At 43.1% G+C, this 19,697-nt stretch carries 12 protein-coding genes; 3 read left to right on the top strand and 9 right to left on the bottom strand.

The annotated features are described in order from the left end of the window. Positions 1-29 precede the first annotated feature (29 nt). Together ACZ41C_RS03225 and ACZ41C_RS03220 are read left to right on the top strand one after the other, a co-directional pair. Positions 30-3,167: an efflux RND transporter permease subunit gene (locus ACZ41C_RS03225; RefSeq protein ID WP_464564289.1), complete on the top strand. Its 3,138-nt coding sequence runs from the start codon at positions 30-32 to the stop codon at positions 3,165-3,167. A gap of 15 nt (positions 3,168-3,182) precedes the next feature. Continuing rightward, the gene (locus ACZ41C_RS03220) at positions 3,183-4,586 is read left to right on the top strand and encodes a TolC family protein (protein WP_464564287.1); all 1,404 of its coding nucleotides are present in this window, start codon (positions 3,183-3,185) and stop codon (positions 4,584-4,586) included. Here the strand turns inward: ACZ41C_RS03220 and ACZ41C_RS03215 are convergent. Next, the gene (locus ACZ41C_RS03215; protein WP_464564285.1) at positions 4,583-5,566 is read right to left on the bottom strand and encodes a YpdA family putative bacillithiol disulfide reductase; all 984 of its coding nucleotides are present in this window, start codon (positions 5,564-5,566) and stop codon (positions 4,583-4,585) included. The genes ACZ41C_RS03220 and ACZ41C_RS03215 overlap by 4 nt on opposite strands. Before the next feature lie 180 nt (positions 5,567-5,746). On the opposite strand from ACZ41C_RS03215, the gene ACZ41C_RS03210 reads away from it, so the two are divergent. Further along, positions 5,747-6,172, top strand: coding sequence for a CBS domain-containing protein (locus tag ACZ41C_RS03210; RefSeq protein ID WP_464564283.1), 426 nt, complete (start codon positions 5,747-5,749; stop codon positions 6,170-6,172). A 59-nt stretch (positions 6,173-6,231) separates the two neighbouring features. On the opposite strand, the gene rpe is transcribed toward ACZ41C_RS03210, so the two are convergent. From rpe to ACZ41C_RS03170, 8 genes are all read right to left on the bottom strand, one after another. Next, complete coding sequence (gene rpe / locus ACZ41C_RS03205) at positions 6,232-6,897, bottom strand: ribulose-phosphate 3-epimerase (protein WP_464564281.1); 666 nt, start codon at positions 6,895-6,897, stop codon at positions 6,232-6,234. A gap of 67 nt (positions 6,898-6,964) precedes the next feature. Further along, a complete protein-coding gene (locus ACZ41C_RS03200; RefSeq protein WP_464564279.1) occupies positions 6,965-7,948 on the bottom strand; it encodes a tetratricopeptide repeat protein in 984 nt (327 codons plus the stop codon). Positions 7,949-7,950: 2 nt separating this feature from the next. Continuing rightward, complete coding sequence (locus tag ACZ41C_RS03195) at positions 7,951-11,055, bottom strand: WD40/YVTN/BNR-like repeat-containing protein (RefSeq protein WP_464564277.1); 3,105 nt, start codon at positions 11,053-11,055, stop codon at positions 7,951-7,953. Between the two features lie 90 nt (positions 11,056-11,145). After that, entirely contained in the window at positions 11,146-13,788 is a 2,643-nt protein-coding gene (locus ACZ41C_RS03190) for a c-type cytochrome (protein WP_464564275.1), read from the bottom strand. 158 nt (positions 13,789-13,946) lie between these two features. Further along, complete coding sequence (locus ACZ41C_RS03185; protein WP_464564273.1) at positions 13,947-14,159, bottom strand: VF530 family protein; 213 nt, start codon at positions 14,157-14,159, stop codon at positions 13,947-13,949. 6 nt (positions 14,160-14,165) lie between these two features. Then, a complete protein-coding gene (gene pulA, locus ACZ41C_RS03180; RefSeq protein WP_464564271.1) occupies positions 14,166-16,148 on the bottom strand; it encodes a type I pullulanase in 1,983 nt (660 codons plus the stop codon). A gap of 209 nt (positions 16,149-16,357) precedes the next feature. Then, the gene (locus ACZ41C_RS03175) at positions 16,358-17,221 is read right to left on the bottom strand and encodes a sigma-70 family RNA polymerase sigma factor (RefSeq protein WP_073180565.1); all 864 of its coding nucleotides are present in this window, start codon (positions 17,219-17,221) and stop codon (positions 16,358-16,360) included. Between the two features lie 152 nt (positions 17,222-17,373). Next, positions 17,374-19,596 carry a polyribonucleotide nucleotidyltransferase gene (locus ACZ41C_RS03170; RefSeq protein WP_138259358.1) on the bottom strand — a complete coding sequence of 741 codons (2,223 nt, stop codon included), beginning with the start codon at positions 19,594-19,596 and terminating at the stop codon, positions 17,374-17,376. Between the last annotated feature and the right edge of the window lie 101 nt (positions 19,597-19,697).

The following is a 19,697-nucleotide window of genomic DNA, read 5'->3' as shown; positions in this document are numbered from 1 at the left end:
TAGTAGAACTGCGGATAACACATTAGAATATGCTAAAAAAGTTTATTGAACGGCCAGTACTTTCAACCGTAATTTCGATTATAATCGTCATCTTGGGATTAATGGGTCTTACGTCACTGTCCATTACCCAATATCCGGACATTGCGCCTCCTACTATTAGCGTGAGTGCCAACTATCCCGGTGCGAATGCCGAGACTATTTTGGAAAGTGTAATTATTCCCTTGGAGGAACAAATTAACGGTGTGGAAGGGATGACCTATCTTACATCCACGGCCACCAATAGCGGTACTGCCACTATTGACGTATTTTTTGACCAAGATGTAAGTCCCGATATCGCGGCGGTAAACGTTCAAAACCGGGTAGCTAGGGCCAATTCACTTCTACCACAGGCCGTTATACAGACAGGTGTTACTACACAAAAACAACAGACCAGTGCGCTGATGTTTATGTCTTTTTATAGTACCAATCCGGATTATGATGAAACCTTTGTGCAGAATTACCTTAAAATAAATGTAATTCCTGAGATTCAGAGGGTAAATGGTGTTGGTAATGTCAATGTATTTGGCTCCAAGGATTACGCCATGCGAATTTGGTTGCAGCCCGAAAAATTAGCGGCCTATGGATTAATACCTTCGGATGTGGTAGCCGTCTTGAACGAACAGAGTTTAGAAGCTGCAGCAGGCTCCCTAGGTGAAAACGACGGTGAGGCCTTTAGCTATGTAATAAAATATGGAGGAAGGTTTAAAACGCAGGAACAGTACAGTAATATTGTGGTAAAGGCTTTGGATAATGGACGTTTTCTGAGGCTTGAAGATATTGCCGAAATAGAATTAGGTGCCCAATCGTATTCGGCAAGCTCCATGACGTCAGGCTATCCGGCAGTAAATATGGGAATCTATCAAACCAAAGGTTCTAATGCCAGGGAAATAATTCTTGAAATTGAAAATAGGCTAGAACTAATTAAGGAAGACCTCCCGGTTGGTATCAAAGTTTTTGTTCCGTATAACACCAACAATTTCTTGAACGCTTCTATAAAAAAGGTGGCCAGTACCTTGGTAGAGGCCTTTTTGTTGGTATTCCTCGTCGTTTTTATTTTTCTACAGGACTTTAGGTCTACCCTCATTCCTGCCATAGCCGTTCCTGTTTCCATAATTGGAACATTTTTCTTCTTGAATCTTTTTGGTTATTCCATCAACTTGTTGACTTTGTTTGCCTTGGTATTGGCAATTGGTATTGTGGTGGATGACGCCATTGTTGTTGTGGAAGCAGTACACGCCAAATTGGATAAGGGAGCCAAGGATGCCAAGCAGGCAACATTAACGGCTATGAACGAAATATCGGGCGCGATTATATCCATCACTCTGGTCATGGCGGCCGTATTTATACCAGTAACGTTTGTTACGGGACCTACAGGGGTATTTTATGAACAATTTGGTGTAACCTTGATTGTGGCTATCATTATTTCTGCAATTAATGCGCTTACCTTGAGCCCGGCGCTTTGTGCATTGTTCTTAAAGCCGCATACGGAGAAGGATGAAGGAAAAAAGAAAAATTTTAAGGAGCGATTCTTCGATGCGTTTAATAGCGCTTTTAGGGCTACTACCCAGAAATATGGCCGTTCCGTTCATTTTCTGTACAAACATAAGTGGGTAACCGTATTTATTCTTGTCCTGGCCTTTGTTGGTATCTGGTGGTCATCAAGTATGGTCAGGACTGGTTTTGTTCCCGATGAAGATCGTGGTATCGTATTTATGAACATTGAGCTTCCCCCGGGTTCCTCCATTGACAGAACCCATGAGGTCAACGAAGAGTTGTATTCTAAAATCAAGCAGATACCAGGGGTTTTGGATGGGTCCGTTATTGAGGGGCGTAGCTTTTTGGGTGGTGCAGGCAGTAATTATGGTCTAGGTTTTGTTCGTCTTAAGGATTGGGACGAGCGGGGAGCAGATACCTTGTCTATGGAAGCCATAACCGCAAAAATGTTTGGAGCGGCGGCAACGATTCCTGAAGCCAATATAGTATTCTTTGCCCCTCCAAGTATTCCAGGTTTTGGACGTTCTTCGGGTGTAGAGGTAAATTTATTAGATCGCGCCAGTGGTTCTTTTACAGATTTGGATAAGGTGAACAAGGAATTTATTGCCAACTTGACCCAAAGGCCGGAGATTCAGTACGCACAATCCTCATTTGATACGGGATATCCACAGTATGAGCTTGAAATAAACGTGCCAAGGGCCAAGGAACTTGGGGTATCCATAAGTAGTATTTTTGCTACCCTACAGGGGTATATCGGGAGTATCTTTGCTGCGGATTTTTCCCGTTTTGGTAAACAGTACCGTGTGTATGTTCAGGCGCTTCCAGAGGATAGGGCCGATCGCGACAATCTGGACCAAATGTTCGTTAGAACTTCCGAAGGTGTCATGACCCCCATTACGGAATTTATCAGTTTGGAAAGGGTGTATGGACCACAATCCGTAACACGGTTTAATTTGTTCAACTCCACGAAAATTACGGCCGCCACGAATCCAGGATATAGCTCGGGAGATGCTATAAAGGCCGTGGAAGAAGTGGCCCAATCCTTACCAACAACGTTTTCAATTGCGTATTCTGGCCTGACACGTGAAGAAGTGAATGCCGGAGACCAGACCACGACCATCTTTTTATTGTCACTGGTCTTCGTGTATTTCCTGCTTGCGGCGCAATATGAAAGTTATCTAATACCTTTTTCTGTATTGCTTTCGTTGCCCTTAGGTGTTTTTGGTGCCTACTTCACTACACAATTGGCGGGACTGCAAAATAATATATACTTCCAAATCGCCTTAATCATGTTAGTAGGTCTTCTTGCCAAGAACGCGATTTTAATTGTGGAATTTGCCCTGCAGCGAAGAAAGCATGGGTTATCAATCCTAGACGCTGCCGTGGAAGGTGCAGAATCAAGACTACGTCCAATTTTGATGACCTCCTTTGCTTTCATATTGGGTTTAATGCCCTTGGCGCTCGCAGGTGGAGTAGGGGCAGAAGGAAATAGGTCTATTGGTACTGGTGCCGTAGGAGGTTTGTTCATTGGTACCGTAGTGGGTGTCTTCGTTATTCCCACTTTGTTCATTTTCTTTCAGTGGTTACAGGAAAAAGTATCCGGAGGGCCAAAATTCGAAACGGTAGAAAAATAGAATAACTAATATAGTATGCGATTGTCAAAATATATAAAAATTGGTTGTACGGTACTTTTGCCAATAATCTTGGTTTCATGCTTTTCTGCCAAAACGTATGAAAGACCAAAGGATGTGGTATTGGAGTCACAATATTTTAGAACGGATTCCTTACAGAGGGATAGTGTTTCCCTGGCAACAATTTCATGGAAGGAATTGTTTACAGACCCATATCTTCAAGGTTATATAGAAGAAGGTCTTCAAAATAATATTGACATTAGAAAGGCCATTCAACGCATTTTGATTTCTGAAGCTTATCTGAAACAGGGAAAGGCCGGCTATTTTCCTACCCTGAATCTCAACCCAAAATATACCCATACGGAGATTTCCGGGAATAGTCAGTTTGGAGGTCTTTTTAGTAGGTTGGATCAATACGAGGTAAGTGGTGGACTGTCTTGGGAGGCAGATATTTGGGGTAAAATCAGAAGTAATAAAAGGGCTTTCGAGGCGAGTTACCTACAATCAGTCGCCGCCCATAAAGCAGTAAAAAGTACCTTGGTGGGAAATATAGCTTCTCTCTATTATCAACTATTGTCTTTGGACGAGCAAATCCAGATTACGAAATTGACCATAGAAACCCGTTCCAGCGGATTGGAGACTACCAAAGCTTTAAAAGAGTCGGGAAATGTTACGGAGGTCGCCGTAAAACAAACGGAGGCCCAATTGTATACGGCCCAAGCCTTGTTGATCGACTTGGAAAATTCAGTAAACCTTTTGGAAAATTCCATTTCCTTGATTTTGGGTGATGAACCAAAGGAAATTGTAAGAAGTACCTTGGAAGAGCAAAAAATAAATACACCACTGAGTATTGGGGTACCCACCCAACTCTTGGCAAACCGGCCCGATGTTATATCCGCCGAGTATGGCCTGGTAAATGCTTTTGAACTTACCAATGTAGCCCGAAGTAATTTTTATCCATCCATTACCCTAACCGCCAATGGAGGACTTCAAAGTTTGGATTTTAATACATTGTTTGATACAAATTCCTTATTTGCATCCGTAGTTGGGGGTCTTACACAGCCATTGTTCAATGGTAGGAGAATACGAACACAATATGAAGTAAGTCAGGCCCAACAAGAACAGTCTATGTTGGATTTTAAATTTACCTTGCTAAACGCCTCTAAGGAAGTATCCGATGCACTTTATTCCTACCATGCGGCCATGAAAAAAATTGAAGTGAAGAAAAAGGAATATGAAGCTTATACAATGGCTCGGGAATATTCCCAAGAACTATTGGATAATGGTTTGGCTAATTATCTGGAAGTATTGAACGCAAGACAAAATGCGCTGAATACAAATTTGGACCTTATCTCTACCAAAAACAATAAGTTACAAGCCGTGGTAAACTTATACCTTGCTTTGGGTGGAGGCTGGAATTAAGGATGTCTTTTATGGTTTTTGTCCAGAATATGCGCAACAATCATTTTTGCATGGATCCTTGAATTTTCTATAAACCATTTGTGGGTTTCCATACCGCCACAAATCACTCCCGCCAAATAAAGATTCTCCACATTGGTTTCCATAGTTTCCGGGTCGTATTCCGGTAATCGCTTTTCGTCTTCGGAAATATGTATACCCAGCATTTCCAAGAACTGAAAATTGGGCTTGTAGCCTGTAAGGGCCAGTACAAAATCATTGGGAATCGTTTGGGTCGCTCCCTTTTCATCGGTAATTTCCAAGGAATCTTCGTGAATGGCCTTTACGGTGCTATTGTAGTATGCCGTAATGCTACCTTCCTCGATTCTGTTGATGATATCCGGGCGTACCCAATACTTCACGCGTTGTCCTACTTCCGGACCCCTAATGATCAACGAAACCTCCGCTCCCTTTCTCCAACATTCCAAAGCAGCGTCTATGGCACTGTTGCTGGCCCCTACGACCGCTACCTTTTGACCGGCATAATAATGGGGATTATTATAGTAATGGGAGACTTTTGGCAAATCTTCCCCAGGTACGTTCAGTAGGTTGGGAATATCATAAAAACCCGTGGCTACGATAACGTGATTTGTTTGGTACTGTCCCTTGTTTGTCCTTACATGAAAAATATCGTTAGCCTTTTCAACTTCCAACACTTTTTCAAAAAGCTGTATATTCAGTTTGTTGGAAGTCACGATTCTTCGGTAATATTCCAGGGCTTCGTCCCGTTTGGGTTTTGCCTCTTTGCTTATAAAGGGTATTTCATCGATTTCCAATCGCTCCGAAGATGAAAAGAACTGCATGTTTGCTGGGTAGTTGAAAAGGGAATTCACAATGGGCCCTTTTTCCAAAATAACATAGGACAGGCCATTTTTCTGGGCTTCCAGCCCACATGCGATACCGATTGGTCCACCTCCTATGATTGCAATATCCATTAACCCCATTATCCTTATTTTATCGGAATAAATTTCTTTGTGTTTCTCTACAAAACTAGACATTTTAGTTAACAAAAATGACCTGGATAGCGATTGAAAAGGGTTGAAAATAATTGGTATCTATGATTTTTATCATGCTCTATGAACGTTGTTAACTCGAACTTTAAACAGCATTTAAAAACCAGAGTTATGAGTCTAAGACATAGAGTGCCCGTTTCAACAATTATGACAAAAAAGATCATCACCTTAAACTGTAACGATCAATTGGAAACTGCGGAACGCCTTTTTAAGGAGAACCATATTCGCCATATTCCCGTTGTGGAAGGTGATGCCATTATTGGAATGTTGAGCTTGACGGATTTGCTTCGAATCAGTTTTGCCGATGGCGCCTACGAAGAGGATGCCGATGTGGAAACCATCGTTTACAATATGTTCACCATTTCACAGGTAATGGCCAAAAATCTTAAGAGTATTTCTTCGGATACCCCGATAAAGGAAGTGGCCGAAATCCTGGCGCATAATGAATTTCATGCGCTTCCCGTAGTTGATGGCGAAAAATTGGTAGGTATTGTTACCACTACAGATTTGATAAAATACCTTTTGGAGCAGTATTAGTTTTAGGTTACGCAAAGGGTGGTCAAAATCATTGTGATACATTGGCCACCTTTCGTTTTTTATTTTCCGTCTGCTACCGATTTAAGTTCCGAAATTGTTTGCATAGGGTTTTTACTTTTAAAAACGAAGCTGCCCGCTACCAATACATCCGCACCGGCATCAACCAATTGTTTGGCATTTTCCGTGGTTACGCCCCCATCTATTTCAATTAGGACCGAAGCATTTTTACGCTGGATAAGTTCCTTTAGGGCTTTAATTTTTTCGTAGGTATTTTCAATAAAGGATTGCCCCCCAAAACCTGGGTTCACGCTCATGATCAATACCAAATCAATATCACTGATAATGTCCTCCAACAGATTGATATTGGTATGAGGATTTAAGGCAACTCCAGCTTTCATCCCTTTTGCCTTAATGGCCTGTATGGTTCGGTGTAGATGGGTACAAGCTTCGTAATGAACGGTTAGAATTGTGGCTCCCAGTTCTGCAAATTTATCAATATAGCGGTCAGGGTCAATGATCATCAAATGTACGTCCAAGGGTTTGTTAGCATGTTTTTGAATAGCCTTGATAACGGGCATTCCATAGGAAATGTTGGGAACGAAAACGCCGTCCATGACATCGATATGGTGCCAATCGGCAACACTGTTGTTCACCATTTCAACATCACGTTGTAAATTTCCAAAATCCGCTGCAAGTAGTGATGGGGCTATTTTTGTGTTTTGCATTTTGTAACTGCTAAATGATCATGCAAAAATAGTGATTTGAGTTTTGCATAATCCAAGGTGATTCACTTTACGGTTTTATTTTATCAAAGTAATGTATCAAATCACTTTCAGCCGCTATATATCCAAAAGAACTCCATGAAGGGCTATCCACTAAATCCAACATTATCTCTTTGGCTTTTTCATTATCGTTGTTATAAAAATACCAGTTAGAAAGTCCGTAGGCCACTGCATCGTTTGATGGATTTCCAGATTTGGTTCGCAGAAGGGAATCTATGGGAATCAATCCTTTGTACAGTTTACAGAGTTCGTAATAGCTTTGGTTTTCAATAATATCCATTTTCTGGGTAATTGGTTCCAGCATTTCATTTGCCAATGTTTCGTTTCCAAGCCTTCGTTGTATCATATATAGCCAATGTGTACTTGAAACTATATTATCATCAAGCTCTCCTGATTTCCTGCAGTTTAGATACGCATCAAATGCTTTTTCATAGTCGTGCTCTAGATAATAAGCCAAACCCAAATGATACCAGATATTTCCGTGTAGTGTGCTTACCGGAATGTTCATGGCATTGGGCATTCCATCGGGTTCTATTTCATTGGGCTTTTCTTCAATGAGTTTTGTCGCCAACTCCAAATCTGAGATTGCCTTTTCGAATTCCCGTATCGAGATATATCGATGTCCGCGATGTCGGTAAAAACGGGCGTCCTCAGGGAATTTCTCGATTCCTTTGGAGTATAAATCGATGGCATCTTCATACTTTCCAAGATAGGCGGTCCGTCTGCCGTACCAAATTAGGGCATTAGCGCTATCTGGATTGCTTTCATACGCTTGTTTGGCCTCTTCGTACTGGGCTATCATTTTTTCGGAAGGTTCAGGTATGCTGAATTCCTTGCCCAAGGGCGTTGTGAATCGATCAGATGTTTCTGAGCTAGTGGTTATTGCTTCCAGAGCGTCAGTTTTTCCTTTTTTAACTTCTCGGCAGCTTGAAAGAACCATCAAAAAACCCAAGAGCAAAAATGCCTGGCCTACTGTTATTCTGAATTTATTCATGTTCATTCCCCAATTTGAACCGCGTCTTTCCCGGCTTTATCTAAAATGGCGTTTACCTCGGGCAATTGAGAATCCATTACTTTATTCAAATTAGACAAGTGGGTTTCAAGTTCCGCAGAAAGCTCCTCAAAGACCTTATATGCCCCGTCAGTAGGTTTTGCATCACCGGACTCAACACTTCTACGTAAGGAGGCCAAACGGTTGTTTAACTTGATCGGAAAATTCAAGGGATCCTGTGGGGACTGGTTCTTTACTTGATATAGTTCTTCTTCAATGGCTGTCAACTTATCCAAAAATGGAGCGACTTTCCGCTTGTAAGTGGAACCCGAAAAGGCCTCTTTATGCGCATTCAATTGTTCTCTAACCTTTCGTATTTTAATGACAGCTTCATTGGCGGCACTGGTCTTATTCATAATCTTGTTAGCCAGTTCAAATTGTTCTTGAAGATCTGCTTTGGTTATACCCTTTAAATTAGGGTCCATTTCTATGTCGAAAGTATATATTTCTTCATAGTCGCCCGTTTTCATTTTCACCTTGTATGTCCCTAAGGGAGCTTTAGGTCCTCGTTGAGGGCGTCCGCTCCAAATGATCATTCCGTCGAAAACGGTTGCACCAGGGTAGCGCAAGTCCCATGTGAACGTATTCAGGCCTTTTGCCGTCGTGGGTTTGGACGATCCACCTCGTTCCCACCAAGGTGCGTCCGGATCTTTTTCATATTTTGGCTTACTTCCCGTAAAAGTGTCGATTATCTTATTAGTTGCGTCCAATATTTCAAAAGTAATCGTGTCTTGTTCCGATTTGAGATAATATTGGATGGTTGCATCGGTGATGCCGCGAATGGCGTTCATCGGTTTAAAGAGAACGGCATCTTGATCCTTCATTTCAGGGGTGTACTGTCGTAAAGGTTGTATATCGTCCAATATCCAAAATCCACGCCCGTGGGTTCCAAGTACTACATCATTGTCCTTAATGACCAAATCCCTTACAGGGGTGTCGGGCAGTTTTAACTGTAGACTTTGCCATAATTCCCCATCGTTCATTGAGAAGTAAACGCCATGTTCCGTGGCAAGGAACAAAAGCCCTTCCCGAACCGGATCTTCACGTACTGCCCTTGCAAAATGTCCGTCCGAAATTCCGTTGATGATCTTCTTCCATGTTTTTCCATAATCATGGGTCTTGAAAACATAAGGTTGCCTGTCATCCACCTGATATCGGTTTGCCGCAACATACAAGGTGCCGGGGTTGTGAACTGACTCGTCAATAATGCTGACCCTTGAGAATTTGGGGAGGCCTTCCGGCGTGATATCCTCCCAATTTTTTCCGCCATCCCTAGTAATATGAATTTTACCATCGTCCGAACCGGCCCAAATGGTATTGATGTCATGGGTTGAAGGTGCAAGGGCGAAAACCGTGGCATAAATTTCGGGGCCGTTCATATCCATGGTAATGACACCGCCCGTTTTTCCCAAAGTGGATGGGTCGGCATAGGTTAGATCCGGGCTTATCTTCTCCCAAGACTGGCCATCATCCGTCGTTTTCCAAACATGTTGGGAACAGGTATACATGACATTGGGGTCTTGGGGAGCGAACATAATGGGGAAGGTCCACTGCCAACGTTCCGGTAAGGCACTTGCCGGTTCGCCCGAGAAAAACCTTGGATATACCTGTATATCCCGGGTTTGACCATTGCTTCTATCGTAGCGTGTTAAAAGGGCACCTTGGCTACCTGCATAAAAAATATCCTTGTTAACCGGGTGTTGTGTGATCCATCCGCTCTCCCCGCCACCCACGGCATAGTACCACCCATGATTGGGTCCGCGGGCCTGCATGTGGTCCCAGCCATCGCTGGGCATGGCTAAGGTACTATTGTCCTGTTGCGCACCTGCTACGTGATAGGGGACATCACTGGTGGCCATCACATGATAAAATTGTGTGGTCACATAATCTTCTTCCGTCCAGGTCTTTCCACCGTTAATACTTACGATTCCTCCGCCATCGTTGGAAGAAATCATTCGATTTGGATTATTTGGATCGATCCATAGGTCATGGTTATCCCCGTGTGGCACTTTTATTTCGGTATCAAAGGTTCTTCCACCATCTGTAGATTTCCAAAAATCGACATTTAGGCAATAGACCGTTTCCTTATCCACCGGATCGGCATAAATTCTAGAGTAGTAAAAGGCACGTTGCCGCAATTTTCGCTCGTCATTGGTTCTCTCCCATGTTTTTCCACCATCATCGGACCTAAAAACACCGCCTTCATTGGCCTCTACGATGGCCCAAACCCTGTTGGAATCCACAGGGGAAACGGTAACACCTATTTTTCCGATCGGTGGTGCGGGCATTCCCTCGTTGCTGGTAAGATCGGACCAGGTATCTCCTCCATCCGTGGATTTCCATAATTTGGAATCGCCACCACCGCCCCACATTTTCCAAGCTTTTCGTTGTACTTCCCAAGTGCTGGCATACAGCACAGTTGGATTATTGCGGTCGATAATCAAGTCCACAGCACCTGCTTTTGGACTCACGTACAATACTTTTTCCCAGGTTTCGCCACCGTTTTTACTACGGAAAACCCCGCGTTCCTCATTATCGCCATAGGGATGGCCTAAAGCCGCCACGTAGACCACATCAGGATTCGTAGGATGTATTCTGATCCGGGCAACCGCTTGGGTTTCCTTAAGTCCTAGATGTTTCCAAGTCTCTCCGGCATCCGTAGATTTATAGACACCATCTCCCTGTGTAATGCTACCCCGTAACTGTACCTCGCCCATACCGATATATACAATATCCGGATTGGTTTCGGCTACGGCTACGGCACCTACGGATGAACTGGTAACCTGCCCATCCGTAACGGGTTTCCATTCGTTGCCACCATCCGTCGTTTTCCATAAACCTCCCCCTGTGGCCCCAAAATAGTATTCATTGGGTCTGGATGGACTTCCCGAAGCACCCAAAGATCTACCACCACGCGATGGACCAATATTGCGCCATTCCAGTTTTTCGTAAAATGATGGATCAATGGGCAGTTCTTCCGTTTGAGAAAAAGCGGAGGTAATGCAGAAAATAAAAATAACGAGTAGTAGAGTTTTGTACTTCGGATTCATAAGGGTGTTGATTTTAATTATTCTTGTAGCATTAAAATGAATGCGTTTCTATTAATTGTTTTTATAACTTGAAATTAAAGGAAAACTATTTTAATCCTCACTTTCGGTTTCATTATAGGATTCATGGTTTTTATCCCCTCCCGATTGTAAATATTTGAACAGGTCCTTAATTTCTTGCGGATTGAGTCGGTTCAATAAACCTCCCGGCATGGGTGAAATAGGGGAAGGTCCTCGCTGTACAATTTCATCTTTTTTTATAGAAACGGAATAGGTTTCATTGTAGGGATTGGGCATTAAAACAACTTCGTCCCCATTTTCCGATTTTATCCTACCCGCCAGATTTTTTCCGTCCGATAGCTCAAGTAAAGTATGGGCGTATTGATCCGATATTTCATCGTTGGGACTAACAACGGCATGGATGAGGTCATACGTGCCGAATTTCGTAAAGGCTTGGGTAAGGTCAGGTCCTGCGGCGCCTCCTTCGCCCCGTATTCTATGGCATAAAACACACATGGCCGCTTCAAAGGCTCGTTTTCCCGCTTCAAATTCACCCCCTTTCATTTCTTCACTCCATACAATATCTTGTATGTCTCCTGCAGTATAGGTGCCTCCAGGGCCCATGGGCTGGGGAAGATCTGCCACGGCATCCGTTGGGGAATATTCGCCCGAAATTTCCTTGAAATAATCTTTTTCAGATTCAGGTACATGTGACATGGCCCGTTGGCGGACATTTTCCATATAGGCTTTAAAGCTCATTCCACCCTTGCTTCCAAGGACGTCATAGAACCAAGAAAAATAGGTTTCCCTTAAATCTTTCGTCCATCCTTTTTCTGCATTGCTCAAAAGCATCCCGTAATAAATAGCTTCGCTAGGAGGCATTTGTGCGATTATCTCCCTAATGATTTCCCCATATTGTTCGCTCCTAAGGGTGGTTTCTTCATCTAAAAGCTCAACCCCTTCCGAAACCGTCTTTTCTTCCGTATGTTTTATCAATTGATTGACCAATCCCTCTGTAATGCCATCTGCCTCCAAATATAGAAGAATCTGACTCAATTCCTTGTTCACGCTGTTGTTGGCATTGGGAAAGTGGTTGTTCAGTTTTTTAGCTATGGCATTTCCCATGGCATTCGCAGGTTTGCCCATCCTAATAAAGGATAGTGAGTAGGCGCGTAGGAGGGCCAACTGATTTTCTTTCGTAAGTGTTTCCAGCTGAATGGGATTCAGTTTTTCATAAATCAGTTGTTGGTTCTTTGGGTCATCCGTTCTGGCAATGGCGATGCTTGAATTGATAAGTTTTGTAGCATCGGTTTCTGATGTAAATCTGTCTTTCCAAGCATCGAAACTCGAATGCTCCAAGACCATGCGCGAAGCATAACGAATAAATCGGTCCTCATGGTTCAAATTTTCCCACGCAAGGGAAAGACCTTCTTCCGTTGCGCTTTTTTGGAAGGATTCCAAGGTGTGCCTTAGGTCCCTCAATTTTTTGTTTTCCGCATTTTCGGTAATATCCGCTTCGGAAATAGCATCACCGGTATAGGTCAACCGGTAAAAATGGGAATCCAAATTTCTGCCTCCGGTAGCAAAGTAGAGGTTACCGTCCGAGCCGGAGATCATATCGGTCAACGGTAAGGGAGTCCCTGAAAAAAACTGTTCCCTATTGGCTTCGTAGCTACTACCTTTTGGAACCAAATCAATAAAATATACCGTTCCAAAACTCCAATCCATGACCAAAAGTCCATTTTTAAATTTCGATGGAAAATTTAGGGAAGCGGCAGAAAGGACGGCCGTGGGCGACCCTTGCTCCAAATTATGAACTGCCGGTAAATTATCGGGATAATAAGCTGGCCATTTACCCGATCCGGTACGCCATCCATACTCACTTCCCGGTACCACATGGCAAATGCGCGTGGGCCTGTACCAAGGCATTCCGATGTCCCATTCCATGTCCGAATCATACGTGAACAATTCCCCGTCATTATTGAAGGCAATATCAAATGGATTCCTATAACCGGCCGATAGCAACTCCCATTCCGTACCATCAGCATTAAATTTTGCGACCCAGCCACCGGGCGCCTTGATATCGTTTGCATGGCCCCTGGCATCCAAATAGGTAGGTAATAGGTTGTCCTCGTTCCAGTTGTTGGGCAACCTGCTGTTGTTTTTTAAAACATCTGGAACCAAGGTATGGTTGCCCGCAATAAAGTAAATTTCATTTCCATCGGGCGAAAGGACCAGACTGTGGGGCCCGTGTTCCCCATCGCCCTGCAATTTTAAAAGCATGGTGCTTTGGTCCAGAACTCCGTCCCCATCGGTATCTAAAATTCTATAGATGCCGCTTCCATAGTCCGAATCTTCCTCCCATCTTTTATTCACGGAAACGTACAGGCTATTGAAAGCCCAAAGTAGACCGTGAGCCTGTCCTATTTCAATATCCAACGGGGAAACATCCTCTTTGGAAAGTTCTTCCCCATTTTTAGGAGGGGTAAAGGAGAAAATTTTGCCATACTGATCACAGGAATAGATAATGCCATTGGGTCCTTGGGCCAAGGCGACCCAAGATCCTTGCTCATTGGCACTGGGATGATAGATTTCTTCTAATGAAAATCCATCGGGAATATTGAACTTGATTTCTGAAGCTGGTGTGGCTGCTTCGTTTTGGGTATAGTCCTTACAGGCAATCATTGTCGCAACAAATGCCATTATTGCGATGTATTTTAAGAAAGAATTGTTCATGGATTAAAAGTTGGTCTTTTAGATAGCTAAAAGATACAAAACTTGCACTAAAGAATTCAATAGTTATTTTTTTGAACTGCCCATTTTACTAAAGAATATTTACCACAATGTTGCCCACATTTGGGCCCACCTTAAAAGGGCCTAAAAAATTGCAGTATCTAGGCCAGACTCTTTAAGTAAAGAGCTTCTACTTTTTCTCTGGCCCACGGCGTTCTCCTTAGAAAAACTAGGCTCGACTTTATGGATGGATTATTCTTGAAGGAGTTGATATTTATTTCTTTCGATAATTCTTCCCAAGTGTAAATTTGTGTAAGGTGTTCTAGGATATCGACCAATTTTACACCATGTAGTGGGTTGTTTTTTTGTTCCATTATTTTTTAATATTTAAAGGCTACCAACATGGATATGGGAGGAACATCGATGTATTCCTGTATGGTTTTGGAGCCGCTGAAATCAAACATATCCTTATATACTACCAATTTATAGGCTTCTTTCAATGGATACCGAAAAGCTTCTTTTTTGGCATTATAAATGACCAGAATCTCCTCCCAAGAGTCATTATTGTAGGAATTCTCCAGAGTATATGAAATAAGGCCATCGGCTACGAATTGAAATTTTAGGTTTTCATTGACCGCCTTGGCATTGGACATGGAGAAGGCTGGATGCGACTTTCGTAAACGAATTAGATTTTGGTAATACGTAAAAACATCTTGGTGTATATTTTTCAAATTCCAATCGATTTGATTGATACTATCCGGTAGGTTATAGGAATTGTGTTCACCTTGTTTGGACCTCAAAAATTCAACACCAGCGTGTAAAAACGGGGTGCCCTGCGAAGTCAAAACAATGGCATTGGCCAGTTTGTGCATGGCGATCAATTCCTCTTGACCAGCGGCCGGATTCGAAATTTCCAGTTTATCAAATAAGGTGTGGTTATCGTGGCAGGAGGTGTAGGATATGGATTGCCAAGGGGCATTTGTCCACGGGGCCTTGGAGTAGTTGACACTACCATAATCGATTTGAGGATGTTGGATGCCGCCCACAAGTCCAAACTTTATGGATTCCTCCTTTTTGGTTCCCCCATTTACGAAACCGGTGTCCAAATCTTCAAAGACCGAACCCTTTAAACCGTCCCGAATATCATCGCTAAAGGCCGCAATTTGCGGCAGTTGTTGCATGTTTTTTTTTAGGGATTTTTTTTGCTCGGGTAACGGGGAGTCCTTGGCAGTCCAGCCTTCGCCATATAAGAGTATGTCTGGATTTACTTTTTTTAGGGCCGATGCGATTTCGTTCATTGTCTCAATATCATGGATGCCCATTAAATCGAACCGAAAACCATCGATATGGTATTCCTTTGTCCAATATAAAAGGGATTCCAGCATGAATTTTCGCATCATGATTCTTTCCGATGCCGTTTCATTCCCACAGGAGGCCGCATCTGAATAGCTGCCATCTTCGTTATGACGGTAATAATAGCCGGGTACTTCCTGATTGAACAGCGATTCCTCCGTCTTGCCCGTGTGGTTGTAAGCAACATCTAGAATCACCCCGATACCGTTTTCATGAAAGGATTTCACCATTTGTTTGAATTCCTTGATTCGCAACGATGCGTCATAAGGGTCGGTCGAATAAGAACCTTCCGGTACATTGTAATTTTTGGGATCGTAGCCCCAATTAAATTGAGGTGTATCCAGTTTTGTTTCGTCAATGGAATAGTGGTCAAAGGAAGGCAATAAATGTACGTGGGTAATACCAAGTTCCTGTAGATGATCAATACCTGTTTTTATATTCCCCGGCCCCTTGGTGCCCTGTTCCACCAACCCGAGAAATTTTCCTTTTTGTTCCGCTCCCGATTGTGGATGTAGGGTCATGTCCCGTACATGCAGCTCGTAGATTATCGCTTTATTGGGTGCTTCAAGTTTGGGCCCTTTGTCCATTTCCCAGCCTTGAGGGTTGGTAGTTGCCAAATCTAGTACCATGGCCCTGTTACCGTTGACTCCAACCGCTTGGGCATAAATACCTGGGGTTTCGAACAACCATCCCGAATCTGTTTTAACCTGAAAGGTATAATACGTGCCGTTCAGGTCTCCTGTTAGTTTTTTTATCCAAACGCCATTCTCTGAACTTTCCATCAAGTGGCTCTCCTTTATTGGGGATTCGTTGCCGTTTTCGTAGAGATTGACTTTTACTCCCTTCGCCGTTGGTGCCCATAGTTTAAACTCCGTAGCTTCTTTTGTATAATTAGGCCAAAGGTCTATCCTTTGTGCGGTAGGGTAGGCGTGGTAGTCGGATTTATCAAAACCCTTTCGGCAAGAAGTGGTCAATAACATCAAAATGGTAGGGATAAAAACGTATTTCATTAAGAGAATTCTTTTTAACAAGATAGAAAATATATAGTAGGGTTACACTATTAAGGAAAGTGTCTAAAATGAAAAAACTCCGGTAATCAGCCGGAGTTTATTCATCAATCAAAAAACGAACAGTCATGATAAACTGTTTGTAACCTTAAAATTACAACTTATATGCCAAATTTGCAATTTAACATAAGTTTCACGTGTAATTTTTACGTTTAACCTAGATAGGTCTTTAAAATCTTACTTCTAGAGGTGTGTTTTAACCTACGAATGGCTTTTTCCTTGATTTGTCGTACCCTTTCCCTAGTAAGGTCAAAAGTTTCACCAATTTCCTCCAAGGTCATGGAGTGTTGCCCTGCAAGGCCAAAATAAAGTCTGATAACATCGGCTTCCCTTGGAGTCAAGGTTTCCAATGCGCGTTCAATTTCTGTACGAAGCGACTCATGTAGCAATTCCTTGTCCGGATTTGGGGACTCACCACTACGTAAAACATCGTACAGGTTGGAATCCTCTCCATCGATTAAAGGGGCGTCCATGGATACGTGACGACCAGAGTTCTTCAGGGATTGTTTTACGTCCTCAACGGTCATATCCAATTCCTTGGCAATTTCTTCTGCAGAGGGTACCCGTTCATGCGCTTGCTCCAAGAAGGCAAACGTCTTGTTAATTTTGTTAATAGAACCAATTTTATTCAAAGGCAAACGAACGATACGAGACTGTTCCGCCAATGCCTGTAATATAGATTGACGGATCCACCATACGGCGTAGGAGATAAACTTAAATCCCCGCGTTTCGTCAAAACGCTGTGCAGCTTTGATCAGACCAAGGTTTCCCTCGTTGATCAAATCCGGTAAAGTAAGCCCTTGGTTTTGGTATTGCTTCGCAACCGATACCACGAATCTGAGGTTGGCCTTTGTTAGTTTTTCAAGAGCGATCTGGTCGCCTGCCTTGATGCGTTGTGCCAACTCTACTTCTTCATCAGCGGTAATCAAGTCCACTTTTCCAATTTCTTGCAAGTACTTGTCCAAGGATGCGGTCTCCCTATTGGTGACCTGTTTTGTAATCTTAAGCTGTCTCATTAAAGTAAATTAAGTTCAATTTGCATAGACTGCATATACTTATACGTAGATTTTTCCAGAATGTTACAATTGGGTATAAAAAACTTCAAATAATCGATTAAGTGAATAAAAAAGCCCCAACAAATGGTCGGGGCTCTAAATTTTAAGGATTTTTAATCCCTTCTTGGTTTTCTATCGCGATCGCGGTTTCTGTCGTTTCCACGACGGTCGTCCCTACGATTGTTATCGCGTGGAGGCCTTTCCTTAAAACCTTCAGGTTTTGGCAAAAGAGCCTTACGGGAAACCTTATCCTTTTTAGTTCTTGGATCAATACCGAAGTATTTCACATCAAACACATCGCCCATGTTTACCACATCGGATACATTTTCAGTACGCTCCCATGCCAATTCCGAAACGTGTAACAATACTTCGTTGCCCGGTGCTTCCATATATTCCACAACGGCACCAAAATCTAACATTTTAATGACCTTCACTTCATAAACGCTACCCACTTCAGGTTTGAACATCAAAGAATCGATTTTTGCAATTACTGCGTCGATTCCCGCCTGGTCCGTACCCAGAATTTCCACGATACCTTCTTCTGTAACCGGATCTTCGTTGATAACGATCGTCGTTTTGGTCTCTTTTTGAAGCTCTTGGATTACTTTTCCACCGGGTCCGATCAAGGCACCTATGTACTCGTTCGGGATGATTCGTGTAACCATTTTAGGTGCATGCGGTTTGACATCCGCTCTTGGTGCCTCAATAGTTTCCACCAATTTTTCCAATATATGTAAACGTCCGTCACGGGCTTGTTTCAAGGCCTTGACCAAGATTTCATAAGAAAGTCCCTTTACTTTGATATCCATCTGGCAAGCAGTGATACCATCGGCCGTACCGGTTACCTTAAAGTCCATATCCCCTAAGTGATCCTCATCTCCCAAAATATCGGAAAGCACGGCATATTTACCTGATTCCGTATCGGTAATCAATCCCATGGCAATACCTGAAACGGGTTTTTTCAATTGGACACCGGCATCCATTAGTGCCATAGTTCCCGAACAAACTGTTGCCATGGATGAAGAACCGTTGGACTCCAACACTTCGGATACTACCCTTACTGTATATGGACAATCCTCAGGAACCATGCCTTTTAGGGCTCTTTGTGCCAAGTTGCCATGACCGACTTCCCTTCTGGAAGTGCCACGGATTGGTCTAGCCTCTCCCGTTGAAAAAGGAGGGAAATTATAATGTAGGTAAAAACGCTCCTCGCCTTCAAAAGACGGCATGTCTATTTGATTGGAATCCCTAGAAGTACCCAAGGTGACCGTAGCCAATGCCTGTGTCTCTCCTCTGGTGAATATAGCAGAACCATGTGTGGATGGTAAATAATCCACTTCGCACCAAATAGGCCGTATGTCCGTAGTTTTTCGACCGTCCAATCGCAGACCTTCGTTCAAAGTAAGGTCTCTTACTGCTGCTTTTTCGGCCTTATAGAAATATTTGGAGATCAATCCACCAAATTCTTCCTGCTCCTCTTCGCTGAAAGAGGCTTTCACCTCCTCTTTTATTGCCTCAAAAGCTGCGCTTCTTTCATGTTTAGCAGAACCGGCTTTCGCTATTTCATACACCTTACTGTAAGTAAGATCGTGCACTTTTTTCGCCAACGATTCATCCTCTGCTTCCGGTTCGTACTCACGGGTTTCTTTTTTTCCGAATGCCTCTGCCAACCGAACCTGGGCCGCACACTGTACCTTTATGGCCTCGTGGGCAAATTTAATGGCCTCGGTCATTTCCTCTTCGGAAATTTCATCCATTTCCCCTTCCACCATCATTACAGAATCGGCAGATGCGCCAATGATCATATCGATATCGGATTCCGCCAATTGAGCTAACGTAGGGTTGATTACGAATTCACCGTTGACCCTTCCTACACGTACTTCTGAAATTGGGCATTCAAAAGGGAAATCAGATAACTGAATAGCAGCAGAAGCTGCCAAACCGGCCATAGCATCCGGCATTACGTTTTCGTCATGGGACATTAACTGAATCATTACTTGAGTTTCGGAATGATAGTCCTTTGGAAACAAGGGTCTCAAAACCCTATCCACCAAACGCATGGTCAAAACCTCTCCATCGCTGGGACGGGCCTCTCTCTTGAAAAATCCGCCAGGGTAACGCCCCGCGGCGGCAAATTTTTCACGGTAATCCACCGTTAGTGGCAAGAAATCCACATCGCTTGCCTTGTAGTTGGAAACAACTGTACATAACAGCATACATTTTCCAGATTGAACAACAACAGAACCATGTGCCTGTTTTGCCAATTTTCCGGTTTCGATAGAAATCTCCCTACCGTCCCCAAGGTCAATGACCTCTCTAAATACTTTTGGAATCATAAAATGTGATTAAAACCCGAATCATTTCAGGTTCGTTAAACAATGGTCTCTCCGACGTTTTGTATGGTCGGGTGTTGTTGTGTTGTTGTGTGGACCAATGA

It is taken from the genome of Maribacter sp. C-4077 (assembly GCF_055378385.1).
The sequence above is the reverse complement of the archived record's forward strand: the minus strand, read 5'-3'. Positions and strand labels throughout refer to the sequence as shown.

Bases quoted from the DNA above. Each gene is read 5' to 3' on its own strand.
- ACZ41C_RS03225 (WP_464564289.1), top strand. From the start codon at position 30: ATGCTAAAAAAGTTTATTGAACGGCCAGTACTTTCAACCGTAATTTCG.
- ACZ41C_RS03220 (WP_464564287.1), top strand. From the start codon at position 3,183: ATGCGATTGTCAAAATATATAAAAATTGGTTGTACGGTACTTTTGCCA.
- ACZ41C_RS03215 (WP_464564285.1), bottom strand. From the start codon at position 5,566: ATGGGGTTAATGGATATTGCAATCATAGGAGGTGGACCAATCGGTATC.
- ACZ41C_RS03210 (WP_464564283.1), top strand. From the start codon at position 5,747: ATGAGTCTAAGACATAGAGTGCCCGTTTCAACAATTATGACAAAAAAG.
- rpe (WP_464564281.1), bottom strand. From the start codon at position 6,897: ATGCAAAACACAAAAATAGCCCCATCACTACTTGCAGCGGATTTTGGA.
- ACZ41C_RS03200 (WP_464564279.1), bottom strand. From the start codon at position 7,948: ATGAATAAATTCAGAATAACAGTAGGCCAGGCATTTTTGCTCTTGGGT.
- ACZ41C_RS03195 (WP_464564277.1), bottom strand. From the start codon at position 11,055: ATGAATCCGAAGTACAAAACTCTACTACTCGTTATTTTTATTTTCTGC.
- ACZ41C_RS03190 (WP_464564275.1), bottom strand. From the start codon at position 13,788: ATGAACAATTCTTTCTTAAAATACATCGCAATAATGGCATTTGTTGCG.
- ACZ41C_RS03185 (WP_464564273.1), bottom strand. From the start codon at position 14,159: ATGGAACAAAAAAACAACCCACTACATGGTGTAAAATTGGTCGATATC.
- pulA (WP_464564271.1), bottom strand. From the start codon at position 16,148: ATGAAATACGTTTTTATCCCTACCATTTTGATGTTATTGACCACTTCT.
- ACZ41C_RS03175 (WP_073180565.1), bottom strand. From the start codon at position 17,221: ATGAGACAGCTTAAGATTACAAAACAGGTCACCAATAGGGAGACCGCA.
- ACZ41C_RS03170 (WP_138259358.1), bottom strand. From the start codon at position 19,596: ATGATTCCAAAAGTATTTAGAGAGGTCATTGACCTTGGGGACGGTAGG.